General features: G+C 66.6%; 10 protein-coding genes. 6 read left to right on the top strand and 4 right to left on the bottom strand.

The genetic code is table 11. The annotated features are described in order from the left end of the window. Genes acnD through prpB form a run of 3 tightly spaced genes read right to left on the bottom strand, consistent with a single transcriptional unit; the run spans position 1 to position 4,659 of the window. Entirely contained in the window at positions 1 to 2,595 is a 2,595-nt protein-coding gene (gene acnD, locus AC07S4_RS28210) for a Fe/S-dependent 2-methylisocitrate dehydratase AcnD (RefSeq protein ID WP_494989754.1), read from the bottom strand. Continuing rightward, positions 2,595 to 3,746 carry a bifunctional 2-methylcitrate synthase/citrate synthase gene (gene prpC / locus AC07S4_RS28205; protein ID WP_494989753.1) on the bottom strand — a complete coding sequence of 384 codons (1,152 nt, stop codon included), beginning with the start codon at positions 3,744 to 3,746 and terminating at the stop codon, positions 2,595 to 2,597. Before prpC ends, acnD begins: the two co-directional genes overlap by 1 nt. A gap of 25 nt (positions 3,747 to 3,771) precedes the next feature. Beyond that, on the bottom strand, positions 3,772 to 4,659 hold the full coding sequence (gene prpB, locus AC07S4_RS28200) for a methylisocitrate lyase (protein ID WP_494989752.1): 888 nt from the start codon (positions 4,657 to 4,659) through the stop codon (positions 3,772 to 3,774). A 161-nt stretch (positions 4,660 to 4,820) separates the two neighbouring features. On the opposite strand from prpB, the gene prpR reads away from it, so the two are divergent. Beyond that, positions 4,821 to 6,461, top strand: coding sequence for a propionate catabolism operon regulatory protein PrpR (prpR, locus tag AC07S4_RS28195; protein WP_494989751.1), 1,641 nt, complete (start codon positions 4,821 to 4,823; stop codon positions 6,459 to 6,461). Positions 6,462 to 6,643: 182 nt separating this feature from the next. Then, positions 6,644 to 7,111, top strand: a complete 468-nt coding sequence (locus AC07S4_RS28190; RefSeq protein WP_494989750.1) for a DUF6328 family protein — start codon at positions 6,644 to 6,646, stop codon at positions 7,109 to 7,111. Between the two features lie 12 nt (positions 7,112 to 7,123). Here AC07S4_RS28190 and AC07S4_RS28185 read toward each other — a convergent pair whose 3' ends face one another. Continuing rightward, entirely contained in the window at positions 7,124 to 10,483 is a 3,360-nt protein-coding gene (locus AC07S4_RS28185; RefSeq protein ID WP_494989749.1) for a S41 family peptidase, read from the bottom strand. A gap of 166 nt (positions 10,484 to 10,649) precedes the next feature. Here AC07S4_RS28185 and AC07S4_RS28180 point away from each other — a divergent pair, with 166 nt between their 5' ends. The 4 genes from AC07S4_RS28180 to AC07S4_RS28165 are packed head-to-tail and all read left to right on the top strand — an operon-like array spanning position 10,650 to position 13,999. Continuing rightward, the gene (locus AC07S4_RS28180) at positions 10,650 to 11,504 is read left to right on the top strand and encodes an alpha/beta fold hydrolase (RefSeq protein ID WP_494989748.1); all 855 of its coding nucleotides are present in this window, start codon (positions 10,650 to 10,652) and stop codon (positions 11,502 to 11,504) included. A gap of 4 nt (positions 11,505 to 11,508) precedes the next feature. Continuing rightward, positions 11,509 to 12,546, top strand: coding sequence for a sensor histidine kinase (locus tag AC07S4_RS28175; protein ID WP_494989747.1), 1,038 nt, complete (start codon positions 11,509 to 11,511; stop codon positions 12,544 to 12,546). Next, the gene (locus AC07S4_RS28170; RefSeq protein ID WP_494989746.1) at positions 12,546 to 13,316 is read left to right on the top strand and encodes a LytR/AlgR family response regulator transcription factor; all 771 of its coding nucleotides are present in this window, start codon (positions 12,546 to 12,548) and stop codon (positions 13,314 to 13,316) included. The genes AC07S4_RS28175 and AC07S4_RS28170 overlap by 1 nt, the downstream gene beginning before the upstream one ends. Then, complete coding sequence (locus tag AC07S4_RS28165; RefSeq protein ID WP_494989745.1) at positions 13,313 to 13,999, top strand: alpha/beta fold hydrolase; 687 nt, start codon at positions 13,313 to 13,315, stop codon at positions 13,997 to 13,999. The genes AC07S4_RS28170 and AC07S4_RS28165 overlap by 4 nt, the downstream gene beginning before the upstream one ends. Positions 14,000 to 14,033: the final 34 nt, after the last annotated feature.

Raw genomic sequence — 14,033 nt, 5'->3', positions numbered from 1 at the left:
TTATGCGGCCTTCGCGGATTCGAGGAAGTCCTGCGCGAAGCGCTGCAGCACGCCGCCCGCTTCGTAGATCGACACTTCCTCTGCCGTGTCCAGGCGGCAGATGACGGGAACGCTTAGCTGCTCGCCGTTCCTGCGCGTGATGACCAGCGCCAGCGTGGCGCGCGGCGTGCGCTCGCCGATCACGTCGTAGGTCTCGGTGCCGTCGATGCCCAGGGTCAGGCGGTTCACGCCCGGCATGAACTCCAGCGGCAGCACGCCCATGCCCACCAGGTTGGTGCGGTGGATGCGCTCGAAGCCTTCCGCCGCAATCGCTTCCACGCCGGCCAGGCGCACGCCCTTGGCGGCCCAGTCGCGCGAGGAACCCTGGCCGTAGTCGGCGCCGGCGATGATGATCAGCGGCTGCTTGCGCTCCATATAGGTCTCGATGGCTTCCCACATGCGCGTGACCTTGCCTTCCGGCTCAACGCGGGCCAGCGAACCGGCTTTCACCTTGCCGTCTTCCAGCACCATCTCGTTCTTCAGCGTGGGGTTGGCGAAGGTGGCGCGCTGCGCGGTCAGGTGGTCGCCGCGGTGGGTGGCGTAGGAATTGAAGTCCTCCTCCGGCAAGCCCATTTTGTGCAGGTACTCGCCGGCCGCGCTGTCCATCATGATGGCGTTCGACGGCGACAGGTGGTCGGTGGTGATGTTGTCGCCCAGGACGGCCAGCGGACGCATGCCCGACAGCGTGCGCGCACCGGCCAGCGCGCCTTCCCAGTACGGCGGACGGCGGATGTAGGTGGTCTGCGGACGCCAGTCGTACAGTGGGCTCACTTTCACACCGTCGTCTTCCTGCTTGGCGAACATCGGGATGTAGACCTTGTGGAATTGCTCCGGCTTCACGCTGGCGGCAACCAGCGCGTCGATATCCGCGTCGCTCGGCCAGATGTCGGCCAAGCGGATCTCCCTGCCGTCCGCGCTCACCCCCAGCACGTCCTTCTCGATATCGAAGCGGATGGTGCCCGCGATGGCGTAGGCCACCACCAGCGGCGGCGAGGCCAGGAAGGCCTGCTTGGCGTAAGGGTGGATGCGGCCGTCGAAATTGCGGTTGCCGGACAGGACGGCGGTGGCGTACAGGTCGCGGTCTATCACTTCCTTCTGGATCACCGGGTCCAGCGCGCCGGACATGCCGTTGCAGGTGGTGCAGGCGTAAGCCACCACGCCGAAGCCGAGCTGCTCCAGTTCGGGCATCAGCTTCGCCTCTTCCAGGTACAGGGTCACGGCCTTGGAGCCGGGCGCCAGCGAGCTTTTCACCCACGGCTTGCGGGTCAGCCCCAGCTTGTTGGCGTTGCGCGCCAGCAGGCCGGCGGCGATCATATTGCGCGGGTTGTTGGTGTTGGTGCAGCTGGTGATGGCGGCGATGATGACGGCGCCGTCAGGCATCAGGCCAGGCTCGTTTTCCACCACGCCCGAAATGCCGCGCGCGGCCAGTTCGGAGGTCGGCACCCGCTTGTGCGGATTGGACGGGCCGGCGATGTTGCGCACCACGGTGGACAGGTCGAAGCGGATCACGCGCTCGTACGCGGCGTGCTTGAGCGAGTCCGCCCACAAGCCGGTTTCCTTGGCATACACCTCCACCAGGTCCACCAGCGCGGCGTCGCGGCCGGTGAGCTTGAGGTACTTGATGGTCTGCTCGTCGATGTAGAACATGGCGGCGGTGGAACCGAATTCCGGCGCCATATTGGAGATGGTGGCTCGGTCGCCCAGCGTGAGGTGCGAAGCGCCCTCGCCGAAGAACTCCAGGTAGGACGACACCACTTTTTCCTTGCGCAGGAATTCGGTCAGCGCCAGCACCGTGTCGGTGGCGGTGATGCCTTCGCGCGGCTTGCCGGTCAGCTCCACGCCGATGATGTCGGGCAAACGCATCCACGAGGCGCGGCCCAGCATCACGCTTTCCGCTTCCAGTCCGCCCACGCCGATGGCGATCACGCCCAGCGCGTCCACCATAGGCGTGTGCGAGTCGGTGCCCACCAGCGTGTCCGGATAGGCCACGCCGTCCTGCACCTGCACCACCGGCGACATGCGCTCCAGGTTGATCTGGTGCAGGATGCCGTTACCCGGCGGGATCACGTCGACGTTCTTGAACGCCTTCTTGGTCCAGTTGATGAAGTCGAAGCGGTCTTCGTTGCGGCGGTCTTCAATGACGCGGTTCTTGTTGAAGGCGTCCGGATCGAAACCGCCGCATTCCACCGCCAGCGAGTGGTCCACCACCAGCTGGGTGGGAACTACGGGGTTGACCAGTGCAGGGTCGCCGCCTTGCAGGGCAATGGCGTCGCGCAAGCCGGCCAGGTCCACCAGGGCGGTCTGGCCCAGGATGTCGTGGCAGACCACGCGCGCAGGGAACCACGGGAAGTCCAGGTCGCGCTTGCGCTCGATGAGCTGGGACAGCGAGGCGTTCAGCGTGGCGGGCTCGCAGCGGCGCACCAGGTTTTCGGCCAGCACGCGCGAGGTGTAGGGCAGCTTGTCGTAAGCGCCCGGCTGGATGGCGTCGACGGCGGCGCGCGCGTCGAAGAAGTCCAGCTTGGTGCCCGGGAGGGCTTTGCGGTGTAGCGTATTCATTATTTGCGGTCCTTGATAGGAACGAATTTCAGATCGTCCGGGCCGACGTAGTTTGCACTCGGGCGAATGATCTTGTTGTCGATACGCTGCTCGATGATGTGGGCGGCCCAGCCGGACGTGCGCGAGATGACGAACAGCGGCGTGAACATGGCGGTCGGCACGCCCATCATGTGGTAGGACACGGCGGAGAACCAATCCAGGTTGGGGAACATCTTCTTGATTTCCCACATGACCGATTCCAGGCGCTCGGCGATGTCGAACATCTTGGTCGAACCGGCTTCTTCGGACAGCTTGCGCGCCACTTCCTTGATGACCACGTTGCGCGGGTCGGAGATGGTGTACACAGGGTGGCCGAAGCCGATCACCACTTCCTTGTTTTCCACGCGCTTGCGGATGTCCGCTTCGGCTTCGTCGGCGTTCTCGTAGCGCTTCTGGATCTCGAAGGCGAATTCGTTGGCGCCGCCGTGTTTCGGGCCGCGCAGCGCGCCGATGGCGCCGGTGATGGCCGAGTGGATGTCCGAACCCGTGCCGGCGATCACGCGGCTGGTGAAGGTGGAAGCATTGAACTCGTGCTCCGCGTACAGGATCAGCGACACGTGCATGGCTTTGACCCACGAGTCGCAAGGCTTCTCGCCGTGCAGCAGGTGCAGGATGTGGCCGCCGATGGAGTCGTCGTCGGTTTCCACTTCGATGCGTTTGCCGGAGTGGCTGAAGTGGTACCAGTACATCAGCATGGAGCCGAAGGAAGCCATCAGGCGGTCGGCGATGTCGCGCGCGCCAGGCACGTTGTGGTCGTCCTTCTCGGGCAGCACGCAGCCCAGCACGGACACGCCGGTGCGCATCACGTCCATCGGGTGGGCCGACGCGGGCAGCGCTTCCAGCGCGGCTTTCACGGCCTGCGGCAGGCCGCGCAGCGATTTCAATTTGGTCTTGTAGGCGTTCAGTTCCGACTGGGTCGGCAGCTTGCCGTGCACCAGCAGGAAGGCGATTTCTTCGAACTCGCTGGTGGTGGCCACGTCCAGGATGTCGTAGCCGCGATAGTGCAGGTCATTGCCGGTCTTGCCGACGGAGCACAGCGCGGTATTGCCGGCGGTGACGCCGGACAGGGCGACGGATTTCTTGGGCTTGAAGGTTGGGGCTTGTTCGGTCATTTTCGAGGTCTCCTTGAATTCTGGCTTATTTCTTTTGCGCGGCGAACAGCGCGTCGAGCTTCTGCTCGAAGTCGTGGTAGTTGATGCGGTCGTACAGTTCGGCGCGGGTCTGCATGGTGTCGAGCACGTTCTGCTGCGTGCCGTCGCGGCGGATGGCGCCGTAGACGTTTTCAGCGGCCTTGTTCATGGCGCGGAAGGCGGACAGCGGGTACAGCACCAGGCCCACGTCGGCGGTGCGCAGCTCGTCCACGGTGAACAGCGGGGTGGAACCGAATTCGGTGATGTTGGCCAGGATGGGCACGCCCACCGCCTTGGCGAACTGCTTGTACATGTCCAGCGAGATCATCGCTTCCGGGAAGATCATGTCGGCGCCGGCTTCCACGCAGGCCACCGCGCGCTCGATGGCGGCGTCCAGGCCTTCCACGGCCAGCGCGTCGGTGCGCGCCATGATGACGAAGTTTTCGTCGGTGCGGGCGTCCACGGCGGCCTTGATGCGGTCCACCATCTCCTGCTTGGTGACGATCTCCTTGCCCGGACGGTGGCCGCAGCGCTTGGCGCCCACCTGGTCTTCAATGTGCATGGCGGCGGCGCCGAACTTGATCATGGACTTGACGGTGCGCGCCACGTTGAAGGCGGAGGCGCCGAAGCCGGTGTCCACGTCCACCAGCAGCGGCAGGTCGCACACGTCGGTGATGCGGCGCACGTCGGTCAGCACGTCGTCCAGGCTGGAAATGCCCAGGTCGGGCAGGCCCAGCGAGCCGGCGGCAACGCCGCCGCCGGACAGGTAGATGGCCTTGAACCCGGCGCGCTTGGCCAGCAGGGCGTGGTTGGCGTTGATGGCGCCGACAACCTGCAGCGGGGATTCTTCCTGGACGGCTTTGCGGAACGCGGCGCCTGCGGAGTACTGGCTCATGTGATGCCCTTTCAAGTTAGGTTGCAGCCAGTATTGCAAGCCCCGTGCCAGCAGGTGAACCATAGCAAAATCAAGCACTTGGCTCTATGAATGCACTATAGTCCTGTTTCATTTTGAAACACTGAAACATCACGTTGCGAAACATGGCCTATAATTGAAACATGCGCCCATCCGCCCCGCCGCCCTTCGACCCCGCCGACAAACCCGTGATCTGGACGGTGGCCGTATCGCGCCTGTCCGAGCTGTTCCGCGATATCACGCTGGAATACGACAACCTGGCCACCATCGAGCCGGTCAACCTGGGCTTTGACGAGGCGGCGCGCCATATCCGCGAACGCATGGCCACCGAGCGCTGCGACGCGGTGATCGCGGCCGGCTCGAACGCGGCCTATCTGAAGGGCCGCCTGTCGGTGCCGGTGGTGATCGCCAAGGCCAGCGGCTTCGACGTGATGCAGGCGCTGGCGCGGGCGCGGCGCGTGTCCGAGCGCATCGCCGTCGTCACCTACCAGGAGAAAATGCCCGAGCTGTCCGAATTCGCCGCCACCTTCGGCTTCGGCGTGGAGCAGCGCACCTACGCCACCGAGGAGGACGCGCGCGCGCAGATCAACGAACTCAAAGCCTCCGGCGTGCGCGCCATCGTCGGCGCCGGGCTGATTACCGACCTGGCCGAAGAGGCCGGGCTGACGGCGGTGTTCGTGTACTCAGCCGCATCGATACGGCGCGCCTTCGACGACGCGCTGGAGATGGCGCGCCTGACCCAGCTCGAATCGAACCGTGCGCGCAGCCGCCTGGGCGTGGTGGCGGACACGCTGCGCGCGCGGCACGGCCTGAACGATTTGCGCGGCGATTCAGCCGCCATGGAGAAGATGCGCCAGGCCGTGGTGCTGTACGCGAAGTCGCCCGCCACGGTGCTGATACAGGGCGAAACCGGCTGCGGAAAGGAACTGGTGGCACAGGCCATCCACCGCGAGGCGCCGCGCAGCCTGGGCGCCAGCCGGCCCTTTGTGGCGGTCAACTGCGGCGCCATCGCCGAATCGCTGCTCGAGTCCGAGCTGTTCGGACACGAGGAAGGCGCCTTCACCGGCGCGCGGCGCGGCGGGCACGCGGGCCTGTTCGAAGCGGCCAACCGGGGCACGCTGTTCCTGGACGAGATAGGCGAAATGCCCTTGGCGCTGCAAACGCGCCTGCTGCGGGTGCTGGAGGAACGGGAGGTGGTGCGGGTGGGCGGCACGCGGCCCATCGCCATCAATGTGCGCATCATCAGCGCCACGCACTGCGACCTGGAACAGCGCGTACGCGAAGGCCGCTTCCGGGCCGACCTGTTCTACCGTCTTGCCGTGCTGCGCCTGGCGCTGCCGCCGCTGCGCGAACGGCGCGAAGATATCGTGCCGCTGGCCGAGTGGTCGCTGAAAAATGCATTGGCGGCGCTGGGCGCGCGGCCGCATCCCAATCTGCACGCCGAGATCAGCGCCTGCACCCCGCTGCTGCTGGGCTACGGCTGGCCCGGCAATGTGCGCGAGCTGCGCAATCTGACCGAACGGCTGGCGCTGTTCCTGGCCGCCGAACCGCTGCAGGCGCTCACGCCGGGCTTTGTGCTCAGTGTCGCCCCCGAGCTGCAAGCCAGCGCCAGCACGCTTGCCGGCGCACCGCCGCCGCCTCCAGCAGCAATCCCCGGCGCCCCGGAAAGCGCTAGCGCCGTGCTGGCCCGCTTCGGCGGCCGCCGCGACGCCGCCGCCGACCACCTCGGCATCAGCCGCACCACCCTCTGGCGCCGCCTGCGCGCCGAACAGTCCTCCACCTAACCACAAGCGAACTGAGCCGCATTCGGGGCTCGGCGTCCCCGTCTGCCCCTAAATGCGCGCTCCCTGACTACAAGCGGACTGAGCCGCATTCGGGGTCAGACCCCGAATGCGGCTCAGTTCGCTGAAGGGCGCGCCACGCGGGCGGGGGCGGCGCTAGAATCGCCTCATCAATGGAGGCGTTTATGCGTGATCAGGTGGAGGCGGAATCGCTGAAGGAGCAGATGGGCCGGGTGATCGAGGAGGCGCGCATGGTGCTGCCCGGCGTGCAGGCGCTGTTCGGCTTCCAGACCATCGCCGTGTTCAACGAGCCCTTCAAGCAGCTGCCCATGCTGGTGCAGGACTGCCACGTGGCGGCACTGGCGCTGGTGGTGGTGGCGATCGCCCTCGTGATGATGCCGGCCGCTTACCATCGCCAGGCCGAGCCTTTCCATATTTCGCGGCGCGCGATCGCGCTGTCTTCGCGCTGCATCTGCTACGCGCTGGCGCCCTTGGCGGCCGCCATTTCGCTGGACGTGTTCGTGGTGCTGCAAATGGTGACCGGCGACACCGCCCTCGCCGCATGCAGCGGGGGCGGCGCCTTCGCGCTGCTGATTACCATGTGGTTCGGTTACCCGCAGCTGATGCGGCGCAAACTCGGCCGCGCCGGCTGACTCGCCGGCTGACTATTTGCTCTTGTCCGGGAAGGCCGGACGCACAGGCCGCGCCGGCGGATTCTTCGCCAGCTCCGCCTTGATCACTTCGATCGCCTTCTCCAGCTGCGGATCGCGGCCCGCGATCACTTCGGCCGGCGTCTGCTCCACTTCGATGTCCGGCGCCACGCCCTCGTTCTCCACGCCCCAGCCGCCGTCGCGCGTCCAGAACGCCAGGTTGGGCGCCGTAATCGTGCCGCCGTCCATCAGCACCGGGAAGCCGAGGATGCCCACCAGGCCGCCCCAGGTGCGCTTGCCGATCAGCGGCCCCATTTGATTTTTGCGGAACATCCACGGCAGCAGGTCACCGCCGGAACCGGCCGTCTCGTCGATCAGCATGGCGCGCGGGCCCTGGATGGAGGCGGACGGCGTTTTCATGTCCGCGCCGTAGCGCATGGTCCACCACGCGATCTCCTTCTTCTGCAGGATTTCGATGTAGTAGTCCGCCACGCTGCCGCCGCCGTTGAAGCGCTCGTCGATGATGACGGCGTCCTTGTCGGCCTGCGGGAAGAAGTAGCGCTTGAAGTAGGTGTGGCCCAGGCCCGCCGTGTTGGGCACGTAGACATAGGCCACGCGGCCGTTGGTGGCGGCGCTGACCTTGCGGATATTCCCCTCCACCCAGTCGCGGTTGCGCAGCGCGTCCTCGTTGGGCACCGGGACCACGGTGATAGTGCGCGACTTGCTGCCGTCCGCGTTGGGCCCCACGGTGATGTCGATGGCCTTGTTGGCAGTGTTTTCAAACGCGCTGTACAGATTGGTGGGCGGCAGCAGCGGACGGCTTTCCACCGCCAGTAGATACTCGCCCGCCTTCACGTTCAGGCCCGGCTCGGTGAGCGGCGCGCGCAGCGACGGATTCCAGTTCAGGCCTCCGTACACTTTCTTGAAGCGGTAGTGGCCGTTGGCGATCTCGTAGTCCGCACCCAGCAGGCCGCCCGGCACGGCGCGGCTTTCGATGAAGTTGTCGCCGCCGCCGCCGCGATGGTGGCCCACCGCCAGTTCGCTGCACATCCACTGTATCAGCCGGTTCAGGTCCGCGCGGCTGGACAGGTCGGGCAGGAAGGCGGCGTACTTGGCGCGCATCTTGTTCCAGTCCACGCCGTGCATGCCGGGGTCGTAGAAGAAGTCGCGGTTGATGCGCCAGGCTTCGTTGAAGATCTGCGTCCACTCGGCGCGCGGCTCGGCTTTCACTTCGATGCTGTCGACCTTGATGCGGCCTTCGCCAGGCGGCAGCAGCTTGCCGGTGGCCGAACCCATGGCCCAGTTGTCCTTGAATACGTAGAGCAGCTTCTTGCCGTCGGCGGAAAGGTCGTAGCCGTCCGATTCGGCCACCAGGGTTTCGGTTTTCCTGTCCTTCAGGTCGAAGCGCTGGATGGCTTTCTTGCCGTCCGCGTCGCGCACGAAGAAGATCTGCCCTGCGGCGCCGGCATCAAGGTCGGAGATTTTCGCAGCGGGGACAGGCAGGTCGATGATGCGGGTCTCGATGCCGTCGAAGTCTATGCTGATGGGGGCGACCACGGCCAGCGCCACTTTCGGGTCGTCGCGGCCGGTCTTGGGGTCGATCTTGGGATCGGCCTTGGCCGCGTCGGCCGCTTCGGGTTCGGCCTTGGCGGTCTTGGCGGCGTCCTTCTTCTCCGGCTCTTTCGCTGCCGGTGCGCCCTTCTCCTCGTCGCTTTCCTTGATCAGCGGCGAAGGCAGGTCGCGCCGCAGCACCGCCATCCAGATGGTGCGCGTGACCTGGTTATCCTCGTTCTGCTGCGAGAACCAGTTGTTGCTCGGACCGGCGTTGGTGGAGGCGAAGAAGTACAGATACTTGCCGCTCTTGTCGAACACCGGATTGGCCACGTCCGACAGGCCGTCCGTCACCGCATGCGATTTATTCTGCTCCAGCGAGTAGATGTAGGCGCTGCGCGTGTAGCTCATGGAATTGAGCGTGTAGGCGATCCAGCGCGAGTCCGGAGCCCACGCGGCGCGCAGCGTCTTGTTCACGCCGTAGAGCGGTTCGGAGGCCACCTTCTTCGTTGACCCGGTGGCGATGTCCAGCACGTACAGGGTCCAGGCGTTGTCGGTGTAGGCGATCTTCTTGCAGTCGGGCGACCATACCAGGTTGTCGTAGTAGCCCGCGCCGGTGAGCTTGAGTTTCCTCGGTGCGCCTTTGCCGTCCTGGGCGCGGATGTGCAGTTCGTATTCGCCGGATTCATCGGAAATATAGGCCACCGAGCGGCCGTCCGGCGACCAGGCCGGGTTGCGCTCGTGCGCGGACGAGGTCTGCGTGAGATTGCGCACGTCGCCCTTGTCGGCTGGGATGGTGACGATCTCGCCCCGGAATTCGTAGGCCACGCGCGCGCCGGACGGCGAAATGGACGCGTTGCGGATGTAGCGCGCGCCGCGCACCCAGCGCTCGCGCGACAAGCCCAGGTCCGTGCTCACGCCCACCGTGAGCTTGCGGGCCTGGGTGTTCGCCTGGCTGCCGAGGTCCAGCGTGTGCAGATAGCCGGCCTGCTCGTACACCAAGGTGTTGCCCGCTGCGGAGATGTTCAGCACCGGGAAGTCGCGGTGATTGGTGATCTGGCGCACGGCCCTGGTTTTCAGGTCGTAGGCGTGCAGGTTGAATTCGCCGCTGCGGTCCGAACGGAAGTAGACGGTGTCGCCTATCCAGACCGGGTCCACGTCGTTGGCGTGCGTGGCCGGCTGCGGGATTTTTTCCACCGACTTGTCGCCGAAGCTGTACAGCCACAGGACGGAGTTGGTGCCGCCGCGATAGCGTTTCCATTGCAGGAAGGCTGGAGAGAACGGGTTGTATGCCACGCGCTTGCCGTCCGGCGAGTAGGCGGCGCGCGCCGCGTTCGGAATTTCCAGCTCGGTTTCCACGCCGCCGCTTACCGGCACCGTGAACAATTTGCGGAAGCGGTTGTTGAAGGCCGCGCGCGGGGAGGTGAACAGCACCGATTTGCCGTCGGGCGCAAAGCCTTGCACGATGTCTTGGCCGGGATGGTAGGTCAGGCGCTTGGGCACGCCGCCCTCCACCGGCAGCACATACACGTCCGCATTGCCGTCCAGTTGCGCGGTGTAGGCCAGCAGTTTGCCGTCCGGCGAGAACACCGGGCTGGATTTCTCGCCCAGGTCCGAAGTCAGGCGGCGCGGCGCGCTGCCGTCCAGGTTGGCCAGCCACAGGTCGCCCGCGTACATGAAGGCGATGTGGCGCGCAGAGACTGCGGGCTCGCTCAGCATGCGGGTGTCGCTGGTGTTCGGCAGCGCGGCGGCGGTTTGGGAGATCAGCATGGCGCAGGCGGCGGCCAGCGGGGCAAGGGTGGACTTCAGGCGTGGTCGGTTCAAGTTTGGCTCGCTCGGTGAGGGGGACATGGCAATACCTGGTTGGCAAATATACACCACACCGCCGCGCCGTTCATCCTCAATTTTCGCCGTTCATCCAAAGGCCGTGGCCGGACCGGCGGCGCGCCGATAGCATGGGTTTCATCGCAACCACTCCAGGAGCCCCACCATGTTCAAACGCCTGATCTGCAGCATGCTGCTCGCCGGCGCTGTTACCGCTGCCGCTGCCACCCCTTCCGCCTTCAACGTCAAAGTGACGGGCGCCGGCGCGCCGGTCATCCTGATTCCAGGCCTGGCCTCGCCGGGCGAGGTGTGGGACGGCACAGTGCAGCGCTTCTGCGCCAGCCGCCAGTGCCATGTGCTGACGCTGGCCGGCTTCGCGGGCGCGCCCGCCATCGACGCGCCGCTGCTGCCGGCGGTGGAGCAGCAGTTGTCCGCCTACATCAGCGACAACAAGCTGGGGCGCCCGCTGCTGGTCGGCCACAGCATGGGCGGCTTCCTGGCGCTGAAGATGGCGGCGAACCATCCGGCGCAGGTGGGCCGCGTGGTGGTGGTGGACGCGTTGCCCGCGCTGGGCGCCACCCAGCTGCCGAACGTGACGTCCGAGCAGCTCGAGGCCATGGCGGCGCAGATGCGGGACCGCCTGCTCGGCGCCGACCAGGCCTCCTTCGCCGCGCAGCAGCGCCGTACCGCCGGCAGCCTGGTCAGCGCTGAAGCGGATGCGGAACGCGTGGCCGGCTGGAGCCTGCAGTCGGACCGCAGGACCATGGCCACCGCCATTTATCAGATGCTGTCGCAGGACTTGCGGCCGGATCTTGCGCGCATCCAGGCGCCCACGCTGGTACTGGGCAGCTGGGCCGCGTACAAGAGCTTCCTGCCGCGCAGCGCGGTGGAGGCCATGTTCAAGAGCCAATACCAGCAGCTGCCGGGCGTGCAGGTGGAGCTGGCCGACACGGCACGCCACTTCATCATGTACGACGATCCTGATTGGATGTATGCTCGCATCGACCAATTTCTGAAATAACGCAATGGACCATTCCGCCCGCCCCTGGCTCACCCGCCTGCATTGGTACTGGATACTGCAGCTGTGCGGCTGGTCCGGCATCCTGATGTTCATGCTGGCGATGTACCGCTCCGCGCTGCAGCTGGACGGCGTGCTGCTCACCACGGTGTGGACCGCCGCCAGCGGCCTGCTGCTGTCGCATGGATGGCGCAGCCTGTTCAAGCGCAAGGGCTGGCACACGCCGCGCCTGCGCTGGCAGATGTGGACCGTGCCCGCCCTGGTGCTGCCGCCGCTGCAGTGCGCCAGCGTGGTGCTGGGCCTGGTGGTGCTGCAGGACGCGCGCTTCGACAGCTTCGGCTTCCTGCCGATGGCGCTGATCTTCTGGACGCTGGTATTCGCCAGCTGGACCGGCTTCTATCTGATGGTGAAAGCCATCGGCCGCGCGGCGCGCTTTGAAGCGGAGGCGCTGCGGCTGGAAATAAGCGCCAAGGACGCGGAGCTGCGCGCCTTGCAGGCCCAGGTCAATCCGCATTTCTTCTTCAATAGCCTGAACAGCGTGCGCGGCCTGATGTACGAGGACCGCGACGCGGCGGCGCAGATGATAGACCAGCTGGCGAGCCTGATGCGCTACGCGCTGCAGTCGGGCCAGAGCAGCACGGTGCCGCTGGCGGAGGAGCTGGAGGCGGTGCAGGCCTACCTGGCGATTGAGCAGATCCGCTTCGAGGAGCGGCTGCGCGCCAGCCTGCATATCGAGGCCGGCACGGAGACGGTGCAAGTGCCGCCAATGGCGCTGCAAACGCTGGTGGAAAACGCGGTGAAGTATGGCGTGGAGAACAGCATCACCGGCAGCGACATCACCATCAGCGCGCGGCGCGATGCAAGCGGGGTGCGCATCGAGATTGCCAACACGGGCGCGCTGCGGCAATTCAGCAACTCCACGCGGGTGGGACTGAACAATGCGCGCAAGCGGCTCAAGCTGGCGGTGGGACCCGAGGCCAGCCTGGAACTGGCGGAATCCGGGGGATGGGTGCGCGCCACGCTGACCTTGCCGGAGGCCGCCTGATGCGCGTGCTGCTGGTGGACGACGAACGCCTGGCGCGCGCCGAGCTGCGCCGCCTGCTGGCGGCGCACCCGGAAATGGAAATCGTCGGCGAGGCGGCCAGCGCGGCCGATGCGCTGACGCAGATTGCGGCCCTGCGGCCCGACCTGCTGCTGCTCGATGTGCAAATGCCGGGCGGCAGCGGCTTCGACCTGCTGGCGTCGCTGGACGATGTGCCGGACGTGATCTTCACCACGGCCTTCGACCGCTACGCGCTGCAGGCCTTCGAAGTGAACGCGCTGGATTATCTGCAAAAGCCGATCCAGCCCGCGCGCATGGCCGCAGCGCTGGCCCGCGCGGCGCAGCGGCGCCAGGCTGCCGCCGCGCTGGCGGCGAGCGCGCAGCAGGCGGCTATCCCTGCGGCCGGGGCAGCCGGGGCAGCCGATGGGGCCCTGCCCCGGCCCGCGCCGCAAAAGCTGTTCATCAAGGACGGCGAGCGCTGCTGGTTCGTCGGCCTGCACGACATCCGCCTGTTCGAGTCCGAGGGCAACTACACGCGGGTGTACTTCGGCAGCCAGCAGCCGCTGATGCTGCGCACGCTCAAGGAGCTCGAGGAAAAGCTCGACCCGCAGCGCTTCTTCCGCGCCAGCCGCCGCCACATCGTCAACCTGGACCTGGTGCGCAGCGTGGCGCCGAACGATGCGGGCGGGCTGGACCTGGCGCTGCAGGACGGCCCGCCGGTGGAGGTGTCGCGCCGCCGCGCCGCGCAATTCAAAACCCTTGCCGACTTATGAGCCCTCTTGTCCTGATACCCGGCTATATGCTGGACGAAACCCTGTGGGATGAGGTGCTGCCGCTGCTGGCGGCGGACTATCCCATCATCCACGGCAGTCTGCGCGAAGGCAGCACGGTGGAGGAGATCGCGCGCCACATCCTGGCCGCCTGCCCGCCGCGCTTTGCGCTGGCCGGATTTTCCATGGGCGGCTACATTGCGCGGGAAATGGCGCGGCTGGCGCCGCAGCGCGTGCAGTCGCTGATATTGATCGCCACGTCCGCACGTCCGGACTCGCAGGCAACGCGCGAGCAGCGCGCGAAGGCGGCGCTGGCTACGCCGCCCGGGCCGTTCAGGGGGCTGAGCAAGGGCGCCATCGTCACCTCGCTGCACCCGGACCTGGCGGGGAACGCCGAACTGATTGCGCGCGTGCGCGCCATGGGCGAGCGGCTGGGGCGCGAGGTGTTCCTGCGCCAGTCGCTGCTGGAGCGGGGCGATCTGGACCGGCTGGGCGGCATCGCCTGCCCCACGCTGGTGATCGCCGCCGCACAGGACCAGTTGCGCTCGCCGGAACAGGCGGTGGAGCTGCGCGACGGGATTGCGGGGGCGGTGCTGGAGGTGGTGCAGGACTCGGGGCATTTGATACCGCTGGAGCAGCCGGCGGCGCTGGCGGCGCTGATGCGGCGGCTTATCGCACGCCTGTAGCGCTCGCGCCAACCCGCCCTGCGAAATAAAAAAC

This window comes from Pseudoduganella sp. GW821-FHT05F09, from assembly GCF_059419605.1.
The sequence above is the reverse complement of the archived record's forward strand: the minus strand, read 5'-3'. Positions and strand labels throughout refer to the sequence as shown.